The sequence below is a fragment of the Sphingobium amiense genome, from assembly GCF_003967075.1.
GTDB classification, from domain to species: Bacteria; Pseudomonadota; Alphaproteobacteria; order Sphingomonadales; family Sphingomonadaceae; genus Sphingobium; species Sphingobium amiense.
Genome location: NZ_AP018664.1, coordinates 1,771,174 through 1,790,480 on the forward strand (window position 1 = coordinate 1,771,174; position 19,307 = coordinate 1,790,480).

General features: G+C 64.5%; 30 protein-coding genes and 1 tRNA gene. 13 read left to right on the forward strand and 18 right to left on the reverse strand.

The window, feature by feature from the left end; genetic code table 11:
• The first annotated feature begins 44 nt into the window (after positions 1-44).
• From SAMIE_RS08485 to SAMIE_RS08495, 3 genes are read left to right on the forward strand one after another with little or no spacing between them, the layout of a single operon-like run.
• The gene (locus SAMIE_RS08485; RefSeq protein ID WP_066697530.1) at positions 45-452 is read left to right on the forward strand and encodes a hypothetical protein; all 408 of its coding nucleotides are present in this window, start codon (positions 45-47) and stop codon (positions 450-452) included.
• The gene (locus SAMIE_RS08490) at positions 439-1,176 is read left to right on the forward strand and encodes a TorF family putative porin (RefSeq protein WP_066697534.1); all 738 of its coding nucleotides are present in this window, start codon (positions 439-441) and stop codon (positions 1,174-1,176) included. The genes SAMIE_RS08485 and SAMIE_RS08490 overlap by 14 nt, the downstream gene beginning before the upstream one ends.
• A gap of 55 nt (positions 1,177-1,231) precedes the next feature.
• Complete coding sequence (locus SAMIE_RS08495) at positions 1,232-1,627, forward strand: MAPEG family protein (RefSeq protein ID WP_066697536.1); 396 nt, start codon at positions 1,232-1,234, stop codon at positions 1,625-1,627.
• Here SAMIE_RS08495 and SAMIE_RS08500 read toward each other — a convergent pair.
• Positions 1,624-3,651: a putative bifunctional diguanylate cyclase/phosphodiesterase gene (locus SAMIE_RS08500; protein ID WP_408641262.1), complete on the reverse strand. Its 2,028-nt coding sequence runs from the start codon at positions 3,649-3,651 to the stop codon at positions 1,624-1,626. The genes SAMIE_RS08495 and SAMIE_RS08500 overlap by 4 nt on opposite strands.
• Before the next feature lie 133 nt (positions 3,652-3,784).
• On the opposite strand from SAMIE_RS08500, the gene moaA reads away from it, so the two are divergent.
• From moaA to SAMIE_RS08515, 3 genes are all read left to right on the forward strand, one after another.
• A complete protein-coding gene (gene moaA / locus SAMIE_RS08505) occupies positions 3,785-4,795 on the forward strand; it encodes a GTP 3',8-cyclase MoaA (RefSeq protein ID WP_066697538.1) in 1,011 nt (336 codons plus the stop codon).
• Positions 4,792-5,568, forward strand: coding sequence for an NAD kinase (locus tag SAMIE_RS08510; protein WP_066697540.1), 777 nt, complete (start codon positions 4,792-4,794; stop codon positions 5,566-5,568). Before moaA ends, SAMIE_RS08510 begins: the two co-directional genes overlap by 4 nt.
• 78 nt (positions 5,569-5,646) lie before the next feature.
• A tRNA-Asn gene (locus SAMIE_RS08515) sits at positions 5,647-5,721 on the forward strand.
• 75 nt (positions 5,722-5,796) lie between these two features.
• On the opposite strand, the gene SAMIE_RS08520 is transcribed toward SAMIE_RS08515, so the two are convergent.
• From SAMIE_RS08520 to SAMIE_RS08590, 17 genes are all read right to left on the reverse strand, one after another.
• Positions 5,797-6,969 carry a tyrosine-type recombinase/integrase gene (locus SAMIE_RS08520; protein ID WP_066697541.1) on the reverse strand — a complete coding sequence of 391 codons (1,173 nt, stop codon included), beginning with the start codon at positions 6,967-6,969 and terminating at the stop codon, positions 5,797-5,799.
• A complete protein-coding gene (locus tag SAMIE_RS23340; protein WP_157077751.1) occupies positions 6,969-7,145 on the reverse strand; it encodes a hypothetical protein in 177 nt (58 codons plus the stop codon). The genes SAMIE_RS08520 and SAMIE_RS23340 overlap by 1 nt, the downstream gene beginning before the upstream one ends.
• Positions 7,142-7,936, reverse strand: coding sequence for a DUF5131 family protein (locus tag SAMIE_RS08525; RefSeq protein ID WP_066697543.1), 795 nt, complete (start codon positions 7,934-7,936; stop codon positions 7,142-7,144). Before SAMIE_RS08525 ends, SAMIE_RS23340 begins: the two co-directional genes overlap by 4 nt.
• Entirely contained in the window at positions 7,926-8,312 is a 387-nt protein-coding gene (locus SAMIE_RS08530) for a hypothetical protein (protein ID WP_066697545.1), read from the reverse strand. The genes SAMIE_RS08525 and SAMIE_RS08530 overlap by 11 nt, the downstream gene beginning before the upstream one ends.
• Positions 8,312-8,614: a hypothetical protein gene (locus tag SAMIE_RS08535; protein ID WP_126516775.1), complete on the reverse strand. Its 303-nt coding sequence runs from the start codon at positions 8,612-8,614 to the stop codon at positions 8,312-8,314. The genes SAMIE_RS08530 and SAMIE_RS08535 overlap by 1 nt, the downstream gene beginning before the upstream one ends.
• Positions 8,611-8,895 carry a hypothetical protein gene (locus tag SAMIE_RS08540; protein WP_066697549.1) on the reverse strand — a complete coding sequence of 95 codons (285 nt, stop codon included), beginning with the start codon at positions 8,893-8,895 and terminating at the stop codon, positions 8,611-8,613. Before SAMIE_RS08540 ends, SAMIE_RS08535 begins: the two co-directional genes overlap by 4 nt.
• Complete coding sequence (locus SAMIE_RS08545; protein WP_066697551.1) at positions 8,888-9,577, reverse strand: hypothetical protein; 690 nt, start codon at positions 9,575-9,577, stop codon at positions 8,888-8,890. Before SAMIE_RS08545 ends, SAMIE_RS08540 begins: the two co-directional genes overlap by 8 nt.
• Positions 9,570-10,067: a hypothetical protein gene (locus tag SAMIE_RS08550; protein WP_174522201.1), complete on the reverse strand. Its 498-nt coding sequence runs from the start codon at positions 10,065-10,067 to the stop codon at positions 9,570-9,572. The genes SAMIE_RS08545 and SAMIE_RS08550 overlap by 8 nt, the downstream gene beginning before the upstream one ends.
• Positions 10,068-10,200: 133 nt before the next feature.
• Entirely contained in the window at positions 10,201-10,713 is a 513-nt protein-coding gene (locus tag SAMIE_RS08555; protein ID WP_066697555.1) for a hypothetical protein, read from the reverse strand.
• A gap of 11 nt (positions 10,714-10,724) precedes the next feature.
• Positions 10,725-11,858: a coiled-coil domain-containing protein gene (locus SAMIE_RS08560; protein WP_066697558.1), complete on the reverse strand. Its 1,134-nt coding sequence runs from the start codon at positions 11,856-11,858 to the stop codon at positions 10,725-10,727.
• Position 11,859: 1 nt separating this feature from the next.
• Positions 11,860-12,972 carry a hypothetical protein gene (locus tag SAMIE_RS08565; RefSeq protein WP_174522202.1) on the reverse strand — a complete coding sequence of 371 codons (1,113 nt, stop codon included), beginning with the start codon at positions 12,970-12,972 and terminating at the stop codon, positions 11,860-11,862.
• On the reverse strand, positions 12,969-13,679 hold the full coding sequence (locus tag SAMIE_RS08570) for a 3'-5' exonuclease (RefSeq protein ID WP_066697561.1): 711 nt from the start codon (positions 13,677-13,679) through the stop codon (positions 12,969-12,971). The genes SAMIE_RS08565 and SAMIE_RS08570 overlap by 4 nt, the downstream gene beginning before the upstream one ends.
• Before the next feature lie 12 nt (positions 13,680-13,691).
• Positions 13,692-14,627 carry a PD-(D/E)XK nuclease-like domain-containing protein gene (locus tag SAMIE_RS08575; protein ID WP_066697564.1) on the reverse strand — a complete coding sequence of 312 codons (936 nt, stop codon included), beginning with the start codon at positions 14,625-14,627 and terminating at the stop codon, positions 13,692-13,694.
• Positions 14,624-14,788, reverse strand: a complete 165-nt coding sequence (locus SAMIE_RS23345; protein ID WP_157077752.1) for a hypothetical protein — start codon at positions 14,786-14,788, stop codon at positions 14,624-14,626. The genes SAMIE_RS08575 and SAMIE_RS23345 overlap by 4 nt, the downstream gene beginning before the upstream one ends.
• On the reverse strand, positions 14,785-15,036 hold the full coding sequence (locus SAMIE_RS08580) for a hypothetical protein (protein ID WP_066697570.1): 252 nt from the start codon (positions 15,034-15,036) through the stop codon (positions 14,785-14,787). Before SAMIE_RS08580 ends, SAMIE_RS23345 begins: the two co-directional genes overlap by 4 nt.
• Before the next feature lie 134 nt (positions 15,037-15,170).
• A complete protein-coding gene (locus SAMIE_RS08585) occupies positions 15,171-15,431 on the reverse strand; it encodes a hypothetical protein (RefSeq protein ID WP_066697572.1) in 261 nt (86 codons plus the stop codon).
• Complete coding sequence (locus SAMIE_RS08590; protein ID WP_066697574.1) at positions 15,410-16,063, reverse strand: S24 family peptidase; 654 nt, start codon at positions 16,061-16,063, stop codon at positions 15,410-15,412. The genes SAMIE_RS08585 and SAMIE_RS08590 overlap by 22 nt, the downstream gene beginning before the upstream one ends.
• A 105-nt stretch (positions 16,064-16,168) precedes the next feature.
• Between SAMIE_RS08590 and SAMIE_RS08595 the strand changes: the two genes are divergently transcribed.
• The 7 genes from SAMIE_RS08595 (at position 16,169) to SAMIE_RS08625 (ending at position 19,301) form a co-directional block, all read left to right on the forward strand.
• Entirely contained in the window at positions 16,169-16,387 is a 219-nt protein-coding gene (locus tag SAMIE_RS08595) for a carph-isopro domain-containing protein (RefSeq protein WP_126516776.1), read from the forward strand.
• Between the two features lie 186 nt (positions 16,388-16,573).
• The gene (locus SAMIE_RS08600) at positions 16,574-17,053 is read left to right on the forward strand and encodes a hypothetical protein (RefSeq protein WP_066697591.1); all 480 of its coding nucleotides are present in this window, start codon (positions 16,574-16,576) and stop codon (positions 17,051-17,053) included.
• 2 nt (positions 17,054-17,055) lie between these two features.
• A complete protein-coding gene (locus tag SAMIE_RS08605; RefSeq protein WP_232037401.1) occupies positions 17,056-17,778 on the forward strand; it encodes an MT-A70 family methyltransferase in 723 nt (240 codons plus the stop codon).
• A complete protein-coding gene (locus SAMIE_RS08610; protein WP_066697594.1) occupies positions 17,775-17,999 on the forward strand; it encodes a hypothetical protein in 225 nt (74 codons plus the stop codon). Before SAMIE_RS08605 ends, SAMIE_RS08610 begins: the two co-directional genes overlap by 4 nt.
• A complete protein-coding gene (locus SAMIE_RS08615) occupies positions 17,999-18,184 on the forward strand; it encodes a hypothetical protein (RefSeq protein ID WP_066697598.1) in 186 nt (61 codons plus the stop codon). The genes SAMIE_RS08610 and SAMIE_RS08615 overlap by 1 nt, the downstream gene beginning before the upstream one ends.
• Positions 18,181-18,756, forward strand: coding sequence for a hypothetical protein (locus SAMIE_RS08620; RefSeq protein ID WP_066697601.1), 576 nt, complete (start codon positions 18,181-18,183; stop codon positions 18,754-18,756). Before SAMIE_RS08615 ends, SAMIE_RS08620 begins: the two co-directional genes overlap by 4 nt.
• Positions 18,756-19,301 carry a hypothetical protein gene (locus SAMIE_RS08625; protein ID WP_066697604.1) on the forward strand — a complete coding sequence of 182 codons (546 nt, stop codon included), beginning with the start codon at positions 18,756-18,758 and terminating at the stop codon, positions 19,299-19,301. Before SAMIE_RS08620 ends, SAMIE_RS08625 begins: the two co-directional genes overlap by 1 nt.
• Positions 19,302-19,307 lie beyond the last annotated feature (6 nt).

A 19,307-nucleotide genomic window follows, 5' to 3' on the forward strand; every position in this document is an offset into this window, starting at 1 on the left:
TGCGACCGGACAGCAAAGCCCGGCGCTCAAGCAGGAGAACCCCTATGAGCCTCATCCTCGCCACCCTCGCCGCTGCCGCCAGTCACAGCGTCGCGCTGGAACATCATGGCCGGCAACTCGGCGCAACCTACACCGCCCGCGCAGACGTCGAAACACGCACCGTCGGCGCAAGGGCGGGCGCCCGCATGGACAGCCAGCGCTGCCGCTGGACGGCGAACATCGTCGTCGACCGCTCGCTCGATCATGGCCCGGCCCATGCCCGCACCCTGCCTACCGACATGCGCTTTTCCGGCAGCGAGCCGGGCGCCTGCCGTCCGGGCCGCGATCCGGGCGCAGCCGTGCTGGCGCGGCATGGCGACGCGATCCGCGCCAACCTCGCCGCGCTGGCGCAGGCCGACCGCGCGCCGCTGCTGGCGGAACTCGATTCGGCCCGCGCCCTTGCCGTCAACTGATCTCCACAGCCCTGCGGCATGGCTGGGAGCGCTGCTGCTCGCCGGCCATGCCCTTCCCGCCGCCGCCCAATATGCGAGCGGCCCCGCCATCACGCTCGAAGCGATGAGCGACGACCGCCGCCGGGGTCTGAGCTGGAGCGACGGCGATCCCGCCCTGCGCGCCGCGCTCTCGGTGCCGGTCGGCGAAGGACTGACCCTCGACGGCGCAGCCACGACCCTGTGGGGCAGCCCCCGCCATGGCGGCGCGGACGCCGCGCTCGACATCGGGCCGACCTTCGTCCGGCAGGTCGGCGGCTGGCGGCTGGGCGCGGAGGGCCGCTACCATCTCTTCCCCGGAGCATCGCATCAGGGCTATGGCGAAGTCGGCGCGACCGCAGGCTTCACGCTCGGCCCCGCCAGCCTCGATCTCGCCGCCCGCTACGCCCCGCGCCAGTCGGCCATCGGCGGCGACAATCTCTATCTCTCGGCGGGCGCGTCCGCCGCCATCCCCGACACCGCCCTCACCGTCTCAGGCCATGTCGGCCGCTCGACCGGAGAGGTTCGCGACGCAGCGCGCGCCCAGCGGCTGCGCCCCGGCGGCGGCTATTGGGATCATGACATCGGCGTCGACTGGTATCGCGGCCGCTGGTCCGCCGGGCTGCGCTACGCCGATACCGACATCGAAGCCCCCGACAGCCTCCATGCAGGCGCGACCCTGATCGGCCGGCTGGGCGTCAGCTTCTGACTGTCTTTCCTTCTCTCGTTCCGCTAGCATAAGGAAACACAGGGAGGCGATTGTCATGCCCGTCGAACTCACCATCCTCGCCTGGAGCATGATCCTGCTCCTCGTCCACATCTTCGCCGCCGCGCATTTCAAGACGAAGCAATATGGTCCCAGGTGGAACATGGGCGCGCGCGACGAGGATCTGCCGCCGCTCAACCCGCTCGCCGGGCGACTGGTGCGGGCGCAGGCCAATTTCATGGAGACGCTGCCCATCGCCATCGTCGCGCTGATCGGCGTGACGGTCGCGGGCCGCACGAGCGAATGGACCGCGATGGGCGGCTGGATCTGGCTGGCGGCGCGCGTCGTCTATCTGCCGCTCTATGCGGCTGGCGTTCCGGTGGTCCGCACCATCATCTTCCTGTGCGGCCTTGCGGGTATCCTCATCACCCTCTGGCCGCTGCTCGGCTTCTAACCCTCGGCAAGGACGAGGTTGATAAGCTCGGCGGACGGCACCCCCGCCGACCGCAGGAAGCCCTGATAGAAATCGCATCCCTCGCGGCTCAGCAGCGCGAGCTGCTGCTCGGTCTCGACCCCCTCGGCGATGACCTTCAGCCCCAGCGATTTCGCCATGTGGATGACGCCCCGCACCACGATCCGGTCCCGCGCCGTGCCGGTGATGTCCTGCGCCAGACCGCTGTCGATCTTGAGATAGTCGAGCGGCAGGCTCTTGAGATAGGCGAGACTCGAATAGCCGGTCCCGAAATCATCAATGGCGACCGCCAGCCCTTCGGCCCGGAGCGCCGTCAGCAGTGCGCTCGCCGAAGCCACATCCTCGATCAGGCCGCTCTCGGTGATCTCCACCGTCAGGCGGGACCGGGGAAAGCCGCTGGCGTCCACCAGCCCCAGCAGCGATTTCATGAAGCCTGGCTGCGCAATGTCGGCGGCGGTGACGTTGATCGAAAGGCGCAGATCCGAAAGCGCCCTTGGCCATGCCGCCGCCTGTCGCAACGCCGCTGCCTGAATATGCGCCGACAGCGGCAGCATATAGTCGGACCGCTCCGCCGTGGCGAACAGGATACCCGCGCTCAGGGGGCCGTAATGCGGGTGGTTCCACCGCGCCAGCGCCTCCACCCCGATGATCTTCTCGGCATCGACCGGATATTGGGGCTGAAACACGATACCGATCTCCCCCCGGTCGAGCGCGAGCCGCAGGTCGGTTTCCAGCCGGTCCCCGTCGACTTGGCGGCTCTGGCGCTCGGCGGACAGGATGCGGATGCCCTCTCCTCCCGCCTGCCGAGCATCGGCGAGCGCCGTGCCCGCCCGGCGCAACAGCGCCGTCGCATCATCCTCCATCCGGGACTGGGCGATGCCGCAGCGGGTGGTCAGCCGGATCAGGTGATCCCCGGCGCTGAATGGCCGCCCGATCACCCCGATCAACTGCCGCGCGAGGAAGGTCGCCCGGTCGCTCCCCGCCGCTTCGCCGATCAGTCCGACGAGGAACTCGGTGCCCGCGATCCGCGCGACCATGGAGCCGGGGGCGACATCGTCCACCATCCGCTCGATCCGCCGGGCGATCCGCCCCAGCAGCGCGTCGCCCACCACCTGACCATAGGCGGCGTTCATCCGGTCGAACTGGCTGATCGACAGCAGCAGGATCGTCGTCGCCAGCCCGCTGCGCCGGTCCAGCCAGTCGAGCGCGGCATGGCGCGACCGCAGGCCGGTGAGGTAATCCCGGCTCGCCGCATCGCCTTCCGCTCCTTCGGACAGCCACTCGACATCCGCCGCCACGCCGCTGTCCAGCAGCCGCAGATGATGGACGAGCCGCAGCCCGGGCCGGTCGGGCAACGCATGGGCGAGCGCGGCGGGCCGCCCCGCCCGCCGCATCGCCCGCAACGACGCCAGCACGCCCCGCCGCTCGGTGCGTGGCAGGTGACGCAGCAGCGTCGCGGGCTGAACGCGGGAAGCGGGCAGGTCCAGTTGCCGCACCAGATTGTCGCTGAGCGTCAACAGCCCGCTCTTGCGGTTCCACTCCCAATACAGCGCGTCGCCCCGCCGGATACGCTGCGCCCGGCGGCTGTCCTGCGCCCCGCCGCCGACCCGCTCAACGAGGCGATGGGCCGAAGCCAGCGCGCCGCGCAACGCCGCGTCGCCCGGCGGCCCGACCAGATAATGCGTCGCCCCCGCCGCCATGATCGCGGGCGCATGCACCTCATCCGCCGGGTCGAGCAGCGCCAGCAGCGCGCCGCCCCCCGCCTCCATCGCGGGCACCAGCGGCGCGAGCAGCTCCGCCGCGCTGCCCCCGTTGCGAAGATCGACCAGCGCCACCTGCGCTTCGCTGTGGAGAAAGCGTTGCGGCGCATCCTTCGCGCGCCGCGCGCTGATCGGCCGCCAGCCCGCCCGCTGAGCAGCCTCGCTCAGCCCGTCCCGGTCGCCCGGAGACAGGATGAACAGGCTGCGCTGCGTGTCGGCGCTCTGATCCCCAATCACTCTGTTCATGTCCCCGGCGGCGCCCATCGCAATGCCTTAACATCGTGAGGGTTACCGACCTCTTGCCAGCATCGCAACGCCCGGCTCGGTGCCCCTTGCGGAGCGCTTGCGCGTCGCTGGTCCATACCCTAGCTATAGCGCCATGGTTCCGGCTGATCCTTCGCGCTCCATGATGACCGACGGCCTGGGCCGCCGGATCAGCTATCTGCGCATATCGGTGACGGACCGCTGCGACCTGCGCTGCCGCTACTGCATGGCGGAAAAGATGCAGTTCCTGCCCCGAAACGAAGTGCTGAGCCTTGAGGAAATCGCCCTGCTCGCCGACATGTTCGTCGCGCGCGGCATCCGCCGCATCCGTCTGACCGGCGGCGAGCCGCTGGTTCGGCGCGACATCGGCGATCTCGTGCGGCGGATCGGGCGGCATGTCGGCAGCGGCCTCGACGAACTGACTCTCACCACCAACGGGACGCGGCTTTCCGACCATGCCGATATGCTCACCGGTGCGGGCGTGCGGCGGATCAACGTCAGCCTCGACACGCGCGATCCCGAACGCTTCGCCCACATCACGCGCGGCGGCCGGATCGCGCAGGTGCTCGACGGGCTCGACGCCGCCCGCGCCGCCGGGCTTGCGGTCAAGATCAACATGGTGGCGCTGAAAGGCGTCAACGATGACGAAATCCTGCCGATGCTACATTGGTGCGACGCGCAGGGTTTTAGCCTGACGCTTATCGAAACGATGCCGCTGGGCGAAACCGGCGAGGACCGCACTGACCATTATCTTCCGCTGACGCAGGTCGCCGCCATGATCGACGCGCATCATGCGCTGACGCCCCTGCCCGACCGGACCGGCGGCCCCGCGCGCTATCACGCGGTCGACGGGCTGCGTGCGCGCCTTGGCCTCATCACGCCCCTCACCCGCAATTTCTGCGCCGACTGCAACCGTATCCGCATGACGTGCGAGGGGAAGATCTTCATGTGCCTGGGCCATGAGGATCATGTCGATTTCAAGGCCGCTCTGCGGTCGGGCGGCGTCGGTGCGGTGGAGCCGCTCGTCGACCGCGCCCTGCGGCTCAAGCCCGCCGCCCATGATTTCCGCATCGGGACGGATCTTGCCCCGGCCACACGCCGCCATATGAGCGTGACCGGCGGATGAGCACGGACGTCCGGCGAGCGCTTCTCGCCTCCCCGACGCAGGCGGCAAGGGCCGCCGAGGAGCGGCTTCGCGCCGCCTATGACTTCGTGCCGCTGGAGCAGGCCGACATGGTCATTGCGCTGGGCGGCGACGGCTTCATGCTCCAGACGCTGCATTCGATGCTGGAAGCCCGGCGTATCCTGCCGGTGTTCGGCATGAACCTCGGCACCGTCGGCTTCCTCATGAACGAATGGCGGCTGGAGCGGCTCGACCAGCGGCTTGAAAAGGCCAAGAGCTTCAAGGTCAATCCGCTGCGCATGACCGTCGATACGGTCGATGGCGAACGCTTCTCCATCCCCGCCATCAACGAAGTCTCCCTGCTGCGCGAAACCCGCCAGACCGCGCGGCTGGAAGTGGAAGTCAACGGCCGCGCCGTTCTGCCCGAACTGGTGTGCGACGGCGTGCTGGTCGCCACGCCCGCGGGATCGACCGCCTATAACCTCTCCGCCCACGGCCCCATTCTTCCGCTCGGCTGCGGCCTCGTCGCGCTCACCCCCATCAGCCCGTTCCGGCCCCGGCGCTGGCGCGGCGCGATCCTGCCCGAAGCGACCGCGATCCGCTTCACCGTGCTCGATCCGGTCAAGCGCCCTGTCAGCGCCGTCGTCGATCAGCGCGAGGTGCGCGACATCGCCAATGTGGAAGTCGGCATCGACCGCGCGACGCCGCTGACCCTGCTTTTCGACCCCGAACACACCCTCGACGACAGGATCGCGGCGGAACAGTTCATCGCGTAATTTTCTTGTGATTTGCCGCTTGCCATCTTCGGAATCCCGCTGCTATAGGCGCGGCCTGCCCAGCGGAAGCAGGGCTGCTCCCCGATAGCTCAGCGGTAGAGCATTCGACTGTTAATCGAATGGCCGTAGGTTCGAATCCTACTCGGGGAGCCAACATCTTTCATAGAACCCACCTTTTCTGCGCCTTTTAGCACCTTCAATGCCGCACCCTAGAGATAGGTGCGGCTTTCAGTCGTTCGCGGTGAAGCGATATTCGCCGTCTCTGTCTTCCTGCTTCGCCTGCATTTCCCAGCGCGCCAGCGCTGTGATCGCCTGGTCGGCAAGGCGCTTCTGGTCAGCGTCGGCAGTGTAGATCGCCAGCGTCTCGTCTCGCTCCTGCCCGGATAGCGCCTTCATCGGCTTGTTGGCGGTGCCCAGCTCGGCGAGGCGGCGGAGCGTGGCCTTCCGTAGCCCGTGGCCATTGTGGTGCATGAGGCCAGCGGCCACGCAAGCGTCCTTGAACCAGTTGCCGAAGCTCTCCTTCGTGTAGGCGGTGCCCTTTCGAGAAACGATGAAGCAGAACGGGCTCGTCAGGTGGGGCGGCATGGCGACGATCGCTTCAAGCAGTTGCGGAGCCAGCGGCACCCACAACGCCTTGCCAGTCTTCGCCTGAACCACGGGGATTCGGCCCCCTACGATCTGAGCTTTGCCCATCTTAAACACGTCGCATCGACGCTGATCGGTCCACAGATACAGCTCCATCGCCAAGCGCTCCCGGGTGCCGAGCTTGTGGTGGTCGCGATACTGCTGGATCTCGGCTTCGGTCCAAGTGTGAAAGCCCTTGGTCCTTTCGCCGATTGCGACCTTGAGCTTCTCCGACTGGGCGGCGGGGTTGACCTCGCACAGCCCAGCCTTGAGGCAAAAGTCGAAGAACCGGACAAGTTCCTTCCTCAGCTTGATTGCCGCGTTGATCCCGCCCTTGGTCTTATTGCCGACACCCGTCTTCACACGCTTCTTCGCGAGGATCTTGTCGACCGATTCGAAGTTGATGCCGCGAAGCATTCGGGTTCCCCTGTATCCGGAGGTCTCGTCGCCGTTGCGAAAATCCTCCAGCACAGCTTTGACCTTCTGCTGCGTGATCTCGCTTGGACCCAACCGGGTGATCGGGTTCATGTATCGATCCAGAGCTTCGTCCAGCGAGCCCGGCGCCGCGGTCGACCGCGCGATCTTCGGCTTCTCTGCGCTTGGGTTGAGAAAAGCGTGGTATTCAGTCCGGAAATCCTCGGTTCCCAGCGTCGCTTTGAAATATCCACTGGGGAGCCCTTTCTTGCGAAAGCGATACCGGACATTACCGTGCCGGTTCTTCTCCCTGGTAACGAACTCCGGGAGAAAGCGGTTCGATCTGTCGCGCGGCCTTGCCATCACTCGCGATCCCATTCGTTCAACGGCGGCGGCGATTCGCCATCCTCGCCAATGATGACCTCGATGCGTGCAGCTTTCAAATCCATGACTATGCGCGCGCGTTCATATCCAGCCGCCTTCACGGCCTTCGTGGCACGCTCCATATCCGCCTGACTGATGCGCGCTGCCGCTGTCATAGGGCGGCCCCTGTCAGCTGCGACGGGAACTGCCGAACCATCAGATCGGCTGGGATCGGCTGTTTCCTGACCATCTGCTTCATGAAGAAGGCAACGCCCCGCTCCGCGCACTGGTCGCGCAGGTATCGGGCAGCGTCGGCGAATCCCTCCCAGTCTCGCGCGCCATGGCCGCTCTCGCCGCCGCAGATGACCCAGTCGGGTGCGTCATCGCCCAAGTCGACACGCTCGAGCATGGGCTCGACAGAAGCGAAGGTGAATTTCGCTCCGGTGCGCTGCCGTGCCTCCTCGAGCTTGTTGGCATCGCGCTCCCACTCTCTGGCGTTGACCATAGTGGCGCCCAATGCGGCGTTCGCTGGCAGCGGCCGGTGCCCTGCCTCGCGCCGCGTCATGCGGGCGGCGTTGCCGATGCGCTTCGAGAGCAGCAGCCAAGTCAGTGCTGGGGTCGCCTCAATCGTGTCCATCAGCTCGCGCCGCCACAGGTCATCAACCTCAACGTCCCAGACGTCGCCGAGGCTGAGGCAGAACACGGTTGCCCAACTGCAGGTCTCTGCCGCGATGCGGTTCCATCCAAGCGGCTGGCGGCGATACGCAGCGGACGTGCGGGCGCGGTCCTCCCCTGCCCCCCAGATGGCGCGCTTGTGGCGCACCTCCATAAGGGCGCGGGCATAGCAGTTGTCGCACGCTGGCGAGACTTCTGTACATCCTATCCACGGGTTGTACGTGAAGCCCGCTTGGAGAGTGCCGTCGAGCAGTTCGCGGGCTGCCCACTCGATCTTGGTGTCAGCAGCCATCGGTCCGCACCTCCACCACCCGAGCGTTCCGGATCGCGGCGAACCGCACCTCATCTGCTCCGTCCTCGACATTGTCGTTCCAGCAACGCGCCTCAGCAATGCGGAAGCGGCCTTCTGCTGAAAAGCGGCGGTCACCAGCATCAAGAGCAGCCGTCTCGCTGGTGAAATCGTAGGCGTACAGGTCATCATCGACGTCGCCGATCCACCAGCTCCAGTTGCTCATAGCTGCTTCGCCGCGGGCCTTACGCCACGCCTCCAGCATGTCCTGATGCTCATCGGTCCATTCGCCCGAGCACCAAATCAGGTTCAGCAGGTCTTCGATGACCGAATGAGTTTCGTTGTTCAAACCCGAGAAGGCTTTTGCAAGGTCAGCCATCAGAACGGCATCCTTTCCTCATGGTCGACAGGCACCGGCTTGAGCCATCCATGCTCGCGCAGATGCTGCTCAGCCCCGAACATGCAGGCATGGAGATAGCCGAAGGTCTCGCCCGCCTCGCCGAGCGCCTCGGCAAGGAGTTCGCCGCCTTTCATCATACTGGACAGCAGTTCCTCGGCTCGAAGTGCCCGCTGTTCCATTGCAACGATCTCGGCCGCAATCTCCGGCGTGGCGGCGTCGGCATAGTGTTCCTGTCCGCGCAGAACCTGCTTGCCGACATGGTGAAGCACGCTATCGCTCATTGCATCACCTGATGGCTCTCGGACCCCGCCACCATGTCCGCCATCGACTGGCGGGATGATTGGGCGAATATCTCGGCAGCCTCCAAGGCGTCCGCGTCGCTCTGGCGCGCATCGAAGGCCAGGCTCATTGCCGCAAAGCCCATGCTCATCCAGACAAGCGGTCCATCGGCCGGCGTCTTGTCGAGCAATTCCTTGGCGACGGCGCGGAAAGCGTAGGCCAGCGTGACCATCAGGTCCTGCTCTGCCGCGCTTAGAGGTGGCGGAGGCGTCTGGTCAGCCATCGATATTTCCCTCCCGCACCTCGAAGGTGACGGCTACCACCCAAGGGTTGGCCTCCCACGCGCCCGCGCCGTTGATGCGATTCCACAAGTCGTGATACGCCGAGATGGCATTGTTGAAGACGTCGGTGCCGTCGAAGGCAGAGAACTCCGCCGGGTCTTCCATGGTCGGCTCGTATTCGACCACGCCCTCCGCCAGCGCGTCGGCTTCGCTGCAATCCTGCAACCGCTGTACGCGAACATCGGTGACGGTCAGGGTCATGCGCGACAGGCTGCGCGGCATGAACCGGCCCAAGCGCTTGTACCACCGGGGCAGGCCGGGAAATGCCTTGTCGCGGCTGACCAGAAAATCGGCGGGTGGTTCGAACGTGACCATCGCCTTGGCACCGTCGAAGGCCCACTTCGCTTTTCCGCCCTTTGTCAGAGCACCTTCGACAACATGCCAGCTGCCGAACTGATAGTATTCCTCGCGGACGTAGAGGCGGTCTCCAACTGCGAAGCGCAGGTCTTCCGCGGTACTCTCAATCATGGCCTGGTTGCATTGCTCCTGCCTGTCATGCGGGCAGTCGCCGGTCGGGCAGCCATAATATTCCGGGTGAGGGAGCAGGCGCCGTGTCTGGGTCTTTCGACCATCGATCAGAGCACGGACCATCGGCGCGCTGAAAAGGATCGGCCGATCAGCCATTCTGGCCTCCTTTGCTATGGTCGGGAAGCATCGGCAGGACAGTGGGCACTTGGCCGATGCGATATGCTTCGGCGATCTGAGGGCGCATCCACTCACCGACAGTCTCACCGCCAGGCAGCACAATGTTGGCCATGAACTCGCTGTCGAACTCGCTGATGCCGCTTTCGACGGCCTCGAGCTTGGCTTTCACGACGAGAGCAAGGGCCCGCCACTTAGACCGCACGGCCTGCTCGTACAGCTTGCGCGCCGCCTCTTCGGTCCGGGCCCACAGCTTGCCTCGCGAGACATATTCGGTGAACGCCTTGTCCTCCTTCGACGGAAGCGGAAGGACGAACTTCACGTGCCGCCCAGACATACGGAAGGCGATGACTGCGGAGCTATCCTGCCAGCCGTACATGAACTGGTCAGCGCCATAGCGCTCGAGCGTGCGTTCGATCTCATCGCGAGATCTGCTGCTCGTGACTTCGGTCTGGGTGGCGTACTTCGTCACCGCAAGGCCCCACATGCAGCCAAGCCGCCAATCATCAGGAAGAGGAAGACGAGGAACACTGCGAACTGAGCGTCATCTGACGGGCCGGCTTGGACCTGTTGCCTAGTGCGGCGGGCCGGGCGCTGCCGGGCCTTCACAGCGTGCCTCCGCTCAGCGCCCGAACCGTCGCCTTGTTGAGCCCGAAGAGCGGATTGCTGGCGTTGACCGACGCGCGTGCTGGCCTGCCGTTGGCGGCTGGCTCGCGAGACAGCCAGTAACGCTCGTGGTGGGCACGTTCCTCATCGCGCTGCGCCGCCTGGCGCTGGAGATACTCGGTCTTCTCCCTGACCCGCTCGGCCCTCTCCTCCTCAAGCCGCACTACCAGCTCGACATAGGCGGGCGGGTTCGGAAAGGTCAGTAGGAAGCGCCGCAAGGAGCGTAGGGCGTCCTCATGCAGACCGACGCGCGAAGAATTGCTGAACGCCTCAAGGCGGGTGGCGCCGGGAATGTTGCTCAGTCCCCAGATCCGCATCGCGTTGGAGACGTGGACCCAAGGCCAGCGATTGGCAGCCTGCCATTCTTTGAGCTGGGCGCGGACCTCCGTATTGGTGGGAAGGCCGAGGGGCGCGGAGGCGGCGCGCGATTCGCTGATGCTGATGATGACCATGGCGGCACTCCTCAGAACTGGATGCTGGTGTGAGGGACGGTCTTGGCGAGGATAGCGAGGACCAGCTTCTTCGCCGTGTCTTCGTCGACCCCGCACGACATGAAGGCTTCCTTCACCTCTCGCTGGATCTTGGAGCGATGGGCACGGTCGGCCTCCCGCCGCGCCTGCTCCTCCTGCTCGCGGCGAGCGGCTTCTTCGCGCTCCGCCTTCTCGCGCGCTGCTCGGGCCCGCTCCTCCTGAGCAAGGCGCTCAGCTTCCTCAGCGCGATCACGCTCGGCCTGCAACCGGGCCTCATGCTCACGCTGGATGCGATCACGTTCCGCTTGGGCCCGCTCTTCCGCCTCGCGGACGGCGCGATCAGCTGCCTCCTTCCTTTCGCGTTCGATGCGTGCGGCTTCGTCCGCCTGCCGCTGAGCCTCCGCCTCGGCCGCCAACCTCTGACGCTCGGCTTCGGCGCGCTCGGCCTCTTCACGCTCGCGACGCGCTGCGTCCTGACGCTCACGCTCTTCCCGCTCCTCGCGAAGGCGGACCAGTTCGGCCCGATCAGCCTCTTCCTGATCGACGCGGGTGATAGCAGTCAGCAGCGCTGCCACGGTCTCGTCTCGAAGGTCGGTCACCTCTTCGATCTGCGGCCCGAACATATCGTCCGACAGATTACGGCTGCGGATGCGCTCGAGCCGTTCGCGCAGCATCGCCGCGGTGTCGCCGACCTGGATGACCACCGCCGCCTTCATATCCGCAATGATGGAAGCAGCCTCGGCCATCCGGCTTTCCTCGCGCTCTTCCCAGATGGTGAGCGGCGCGCGCGTCTCGTCCTGCAGAGCTTGAAGGGTCTCCTTCACCACTTTGCCAGCAGCATTCACCGTCGCGATGTTGTTGCGCCACTCCTCTGTCGACCGGAGCCGCTCACGATCAATGGCCGACTTTTTCTTGCCGATCTCTGCCGCATTGGCGCGGATGATGTCGCGGCCCTTGGCAGTGCCGACATCGCCCGGGTTCTCAGCCACCTCAGCCCGCAAGGCAGCGATGTAAGCGTCGAGCTTTATCGGGTCCATCAGGACGATGATGGGCTTGTCAGCAACCTCCTTCTTGACCGCCTCGTGGTCGATCGCTGGTTCCTGAACTTTCGCTGCTGTTTTGGCCATCTTACTTGCCTCCCTTGGGGTTGCGGGAAATTCGGGCTTGGGCTTCGTCCAGCGCGGCGTTGACCTCATCGATCAGGGCTGGCGGCAGATCGGAGAGAAGCGGAGCAGCCTCCATCTCCAGATCGTCGTATTCGTCGCGACCGCCGATCACTGCCGCGCGCCGGATGATGTCGATGGCGGCGCGGCGCAGGTCCGGATCTCCGGGCGCCTCCGCGTTCGCCTCACCACGCTGGCTATCGTCAGGACCCTCTGCTTCGTCGCTGGGCTGTTGATCGGGTCTGCTCGCAGTTCGCGCCTTGTGCGCGATAGCTCTCGCCTGCTCGACAGTTTCGTCGACACCGCCGCGAGGAAACTCCTCGTCGGCGCTAACCTCGTTGCGCTTGATCGACATGAAGGACACTTCGAGGTTGGCGATGTCAGCGGCGGTCCAGTTGCGGACCAAACCGACCTTGGCTTCGAGCCGGTCGCGCGCAATGCCGATGCCCTTGAAGGCTTCAACTGCTTCGGCCGCCCGAACCTCCAATGGCTTATCGCCCTTGCCCTTCTCCAGCGTCCCGTAGCAGGTCGCTTTGGCAACCTCCTTGAGATAGGGCGGCAGCACCCGGAAGATGCATTCACGCAGTCTGCGCGCGCCGTTGTTGGCGTTGTTCTCGTAGATGTCCCGCATGTCCGTCAGCAGGACAGGACCGCCGCGCTTGTCGCGCTTATGCGGTACGATGAAGGTCATACGTGCCTTGGTGTTGGTCTCCAGGTCCCAGGCGAAGGCAAGCATCTCGGATTCGTGTGCGCTGTCGTCGCGCGCGAGTTCCATGATCCCATAGTCGATATTGCCCCAGCACCGCGCCAGTTCGACGGCCAAGTGGATGGTCTCCCCGGTGACGCTCTCGCCGCCACGTGGCAACTTGAAGAAGGCTGTCGACGCGACTTCCCACTGTCGGCAGCTCGTCTTTGCCTTCTCGATTGCGCGGGCTTCGTCGCGAGGGCAGCGCTGAGCCACCGTGACAGCGGCCTGCACCTCGGCGACGGCGCGGCTGTGCTCGACTCCAGCCGCTTGGCTGGCCACCTCACCGCGCGACTGGCGCCGAATATCCTCTGCTGAAACCGGCTGGTTCACTTTGAACCCCCAAGCAGGGCGGCAGCGGCGGCGAAGGGGTCGCCGCTGGCTTGGCGCGCCGGAGAGGACCGGCGCGGCGCGGGCCGCCCGCCGGTCGAACGCGTCGCCTTGAACATCGGCACACCCACCTCGTTGATGAGATGCCACATGACCCGCAGCGAGGCTTCAATATCGACCGCAGCGTCGTGCGCGCCTTCCAGCGTTTCGCCGAAGAAGTGCTGCACGCATTCGCCCAGGTTGGGCGCCTTCGGTCCGGGCATCCCTGTTGCGATCATTCGAGGCGTCGCCGGGAGATTGAGGACGAACTTCGACCTGTAGAGAGTGCAGAAGTTCGGACACGTAGGCTCCCATTTGAAGCCTTTGTGCCGCGCCGCCATGATCCGCATCAGCCGACGGTCGAAGGATTCGTTATGGCCGACCATCAGCTGCGCCTTGCCCGCCCAGTCGATGAAGCGGTCCGTCACCTCGACGGGATCGACGCCCTCGTCCATCGCCTGCTCGAGCGTGATGCCGTGGGCTTCGAAAGCCTTGGGCTCCATGACAGCGCCGGGGCCCGGCTTCACGATGCTGACGAAGCGATCGATCTCTGTGCCGTCCATCGTCTGGCAGATCATCGCGATCTGAATGACGTGGGGCTGATGCGGGGCGTCGGAAGGCTGGTGCCAGTCAGGTAGGCCCGTCGTCTCAGTATCGTAGCCAAGGATCATTGGGGAACTCCGTCAGTAGGAAAGCTCGCCGCGCTCGATCGCCTGATTGATCAGTGCCCGTTCGTAGGGCGCCATCATCAGCTGGCGGATTGGCTTCTGGCGTGAGGTGTAAGCGGGCCACTCCCCCGTCTTCACGCATTCGGCGAAGCGGTTGAGAGCGGCCCTGTTGCGCAGGCGCGCGAAATCAATGTCGACGTCGTCCAGCTGGTCGATGGTGACGACGTAGGGATATTCCTTCTCAACCGTCACCAGCACGAATTTGCGCTTGGCAGCGCCGTAGAGCTGCTCGATCACGTCGAGATAATGGGCCGCCGACTGGAAATAGCCGAAGCGGGTCGCCGCACGCTCGTAGACGTCAAGCGAAGCATCCGCCGCAGTCTTGATGTCGGGGATGATTTCCATGGTGGTGGGGAGCACGTCTGGCCGCGCGCGCAGGTAGACCTGCGTCTCGGGCTCGATCGCCACGAGCGTCATCTCAGGCGTGCCAGCTGTGAGCAGCGCCGACGCCAGCTCGTCGTTGACCAGTTGATCGGCCATGGCGAGGATCATCTCGTGCTGCGTCTTCGTCAGCACCGTGCGGCCCTTGCGCGCGGCATATTCAGCGGCGCGCCGGTATTCTTCGAACTCCCGAGACCTGGCGTTGTACCCTTCGGGCAGGATGTAATAGTGGGTCCCGAACCGGTCACTGAGCAACAGCACGTCGTGCAGTGCCTTGCCGATGGCAAAATGCGCCTTCTCCTTCCGCTCCGGGCGGTTGGGGTTCATACTGGACGCAGCCCAGTAATGTCGGGGCGATTTTGACGAGATCAGCTTGAGACCGCTGCTGCTGACGGACGGGCGGACACAGATTTCCCGGCCGTGATAATCTTCCGCTGACACGTCCGGATAGGCGCCGGGGTGTACGATCAGACCGTCAGGCGAGAGAGGAGGCGCGAACAATTCCGTCACCGGACCGCCTCCATTGCCGCCATTACGCGACGGTCACGCTCCGCCTGCGGCAAGGTGTGGAAGTCGGCGGCCTCCCGGGCGCGCTGGGCAGCGATCTCGCCCCTCGTAAACGGCAAATGCCCCGGCGCGCGTTTCGCGTTGATGAGGTCGACGAAACTCATCCCTGCGCGCCCAAGGCAACTGCAACCATGACGAAGGCGCAGAACGCGGTGAGGACAAGCAGGAGCATTGAAATGGTGCCCGGCCGATAGGCGAGCGAAAGCACGTCATGCCGATACGCATCGCGGTCGAACGACCAGTGTGCACGGTCTCGCGAGAGGTCGGCGCGACCGGCATAAGTCAGGGGGGGAGTGCCGGTCGCGCCACACTCGCTGGCGAGCGCATCCGGGTGTTCACAGCCGTTCAACATGAAAGCCTCCATCCGGGCGGATGGATGCTGAGTCAGCCAGCGCCCATCAGCGGGTGATGGCGCATTTGTATGTGCGACGTTCGCACTTAGTCAAGCGATTTTCGCACATAGCGTGCGAAGAAAGTGCGATTATGCTATTTGCCGTAAATCCCGACCGATTCTTGCGTGTCCTTCATGAGGCATTCGACGCGCTGCTTGTGCTGCCATTCGCTGACTTTGTCGCCATTGCCAGCAGCTGCATACGCTGACACAATCTGCGCAGCGAACCGACAGCGCTCAGTTGCTGTGGTGAGCCGATCGAACTCAGAAGCCAGCGCGTCGGCTTTCTGATTGTCCGTCCAAGGGCCGCAATTTGACAGCAGCACGATCGCAATTAGAGGCGTCGCGCGTACCATACCGGCCTGCCTTCAATGTGAGCCTCGCCATCGGCAGGAAACCAGTCGGAGAATATGGGGTTTGTCGAAAAGACTCTCATCTTACCCTCGGGGCCAGGAAGCACCTCGACATTTTTGAGGATGTAGGTGTCCCCGTCGAAGATCGCAAAGGGACCGCCCTGTTTCGGGTCACGATCCCGCCGATCGATAAGTATCTGATCGCCCTGTCGGAAGTCTGGGACCATACTCGTGCCACGCACTTCAATCACCAGCAGATCGCCTGGCGACGCCTTGAGTTCGCCTTCCACCAACGAGCGGGGAAGCAGAGTTTTCCTTCGGTCCCCGTCTGCTGTTCCACCCGCCCCCATACCGGCATGCGTCGGCAGGACCTCGACTGAAACATAGTCACCGAGGAGACCGTCCTCGAACTGTTCCGTTAACCGTTCAGCACGACGAATGATCGTCGTGTCGCCCGCCTCCATCTCGTACTCAGCGATCAGAGCCTCGAGAGCGGCAACTTCGTTCACTTTCACAGAGCGCTTGCCATTCACCAGCTTCGTGGCGGCAGTGCGATCTCGCCCGATCACCTCAGCGATGCGCTCGTGAGGGATGTTGTAGCGCTTGAGACCTTCGATGATTGCTTGCGAATCCATGTCAGCCTTGTGCGATTTTCGCAGTGCGGAGGTAAGTGCGATTGACGCACATTGATGGTGCGATTAAGGTGCGTATATCGCACACCATCAGCGGATCGCTCCTCCATGCTCAGCGTCTTTCAAAAATTTGGCGGAATTCGGCCGATGGCCGCCAAAATCGAGGTGCCGCCTTCGACTGTAAAAAGCTGGCATGCCAAGCGCGACATTCCGGAGTGGCGTCGAGCTACTATCCTGGCTCGCGCGAAGGAGCATGGCATCGATCTCACCGAGGTTGAGCTGATCAACATCCCCGCAGACGCGCCCGCCGAAGAGCGCGCCGCGTGATTGGCTGGCTCCACGGCCCATCGGCGGGAGGCTTTCAGCGCCTCATCCCCTGCCAATTCATTTCCGTCGATGCGCTCGGAACAGCCCAGGCCATCGACACCCCGGCCTGCACGCCGGGTTTCGGCGCGACCGGTGCCAACCTCTCCAGTCCGAGCGCCGGTCGCGCTGATCTTTCCATCACAGTTCATGGTCCTGCCCTGGCAGGCGCGGAGCAATAGCGCAGTGTCGAATGATCGCCTGATTTCACCTGATCGTGCCGGCAACGCGGTTGCGGATGCTCTGCGCCTGTTCGTCGGGCGCGGCCGGCGCTTTTCGGTTGACGATGTGAGCGATGGTACAGGCATCCCGGTCCGCACGCTTCGGAGCTACGTCGCCACAGGCGAGGAACGTCGTACGCCGCCTTCGGACACTCTGTTGGTGCTGGCGAGTTTCCTCGGTCGCGACTTCACTGCCCGCCTGTTGAGCGACATTGGCCAGGGCACATTCGACCTCGACCCCGAGCCCGGAGCGCCCGGCTATGTCATCGCGACGCTGATGAAGGTCGCGTCAGTGTTCGCCGAACTGGGCATGGATCAGGTGTTCTGCAACGGTGACAAAGGCAAGCTGGCGCCGCTGGCCGATCTGGCTGTGTCAGTGCTCATCCCCTTCACGTCGAAGGGGCGCTGACCATGGCAGAATCTTGGCCTTTCGGCGCATTGAGCATGTTCGGCTATGAGGTGATCTATGCCGATCCGCCATGGCGCTATGAAAACTATTCGAAGGCCGGAGAGTGGAAGAACGCGGCTCGTCACTACGACTGCATGTCAATCGACGAGATCGCGGCATTACCAGTAGGGCACCTCGCGGCTCCAAATTGCGCTCTGTTCTGCTGGGTCACCAACCCGCTGCTGGACCGAGCGATCGACGTCATTCGCGGCTGGGGCTTCACCTATAAAACCGTGGCCTTCACGTGGGCCAAGCGCACCCGCCGGGACGGTGGCTGGCACATGGGGCTCGGCTACAGTACGCGCGCCAATGTCGAGATCTGCCTGCTGGCCACCATAGGCGAGGTTGGGCTTCCGATCGACCGCGGCGTCCGTAGCCTCATCATCGAACCGTTGCGTGAGCATAGTCGCAAACCTGACCGCATCCGCGAAGACATCTTGCGCCTCTATGGCGACCGGCCCCGGTGCGAGCTTTTCAGTAGAGCGCACGCCTTCGGCTGGGATTGCTGGGGTGACGAAGTCGGCAAGTTTGACGAAATCCCCGGTCCGCGACGGGACCGAAAGAGGGGCGATGGGCCCAAAGATAGCCTGACAGTCGGAGGGGATACGGGCGGCACACCCTTAGCCAATGCCCGCTCCGATCAATCGCCCTCCGTCGCGCCACTCTTTGACGGAGCAGCCTTATGATCTCTCTGATCCTTTACGCCGTTGTCGCCGGCATAGTCGGCTTCATCGCCGGCTGCTTTTGGGCCGGAACAAGCATGGCCGAAAACATCGCATCCGCTGAGGACCAGCGTGACGAGATGAAGCGTCGGCTCAACCGGATCATCGAAACAGAGCGCCCTACCATCGAGGAGCATCCCGAGTTGGCGCTGATCTACGCCGTCGCCAAGGGGGAGCGGATCTGATGCAGGACCGCAAATTTGCTATCCCAGATCCCACTGAGCCGGATCCGCTAATCGCTTCATTGGTGCGCTGGGCCAAAGCGGTCGGCGGAATTCGCTCAGTTTCCATCTCTGTCTATCAAGCTGACGGCCGGAGCATCACCGAATGCGCTGATCTCGTCCTCGGCACCGACAACGAAGACCGGTGACCGGAGGCTCCGTCCAACTGCGGACATTCCGCATCGCGATCCGCGACGGAAAGCCGGTCCAAGAGGCCGCCGCAATCGCCGGCATCAGCCTGGGCGAAGCCAAACTCCACCTCAGCAGCGACGCCGCCGATCCGCCGCCGCCCGAAGCCTACCTCCCGATCGGCTCAATGAAAGGACACGACATGGCACGAGGCAAGAAAGCTGCCGACAAGCCGATCAGCGGTGAGATTCCGAAGCCGGATTTCGCGCTGGCGATCAAGCTCTACAAGGAAGACATCCGTCCCGCGCAGGCAAAGGTCGGCGAGTTCGCACAGGAACAGTCCACCGCCTACAAGGCGATCAAGAAGCAGGCGCACGTCCATCCCGGCGCCGCCAAGCTGGCGTTCAAGCTGGCCGAGATGGAAGACACGAAGCGCGACGACTTCCTGCGCTCGCTCTATGGCCTGATGGAAGGGCTGGACATCGGTCTCAGCCGCGATCTGGTCGACGCCATGGGCGAGGGCGAAGCGGACAGCATGCCGACCCGGGAGCGCAAGCGCCCTGCTCTCGCCACCGTGTCGCCGCTGAACTGATGCGCGTCCTCGGCCTCGATCCCTCCAAGCGCTCCATGGGGTGGGCGCTCTGGGCTCCCGGTGACCAGCCCGCCTCCGGCGTCTGGGAACTGGGTTCCGAACTCACTTCTCGTGGGACCGTCTTCGCGCGCGTCCACGAGAATATGATGGCGCTCCACCGGCTCGGAGAGATCGAGGCCGTCTTCTACGAGGATCTGGTGAACATCGTGCCGGGATCCCCGGTGCCGACCAACAAGGAATCGATCCTGCTGGCGGCAGGCATAGCCGGTCATATCGAGAGCTTCGGGGACGCGATGGGGTTCCGGATCATCCGGTCCGTCCATCAGGCGACCTGGCGACGGCACTTCATCGGCAAGATGCCCCGCGGAACCAAGTCGGTCGACCTCAAGGCAATGGCTATCGAGCGCTGCCGCCAGTTGGGCTTCCGTCCCACCAAGCACGATCAGGCCGAGGCAATCGGAATTCTCGATTACGCCTGCGACGCCCTCAATCTTTCCCCGCCGTGGAGCGCCTCCGAAGTGCTGCGCCCGGCCCTGAACCTCTGAGGATCT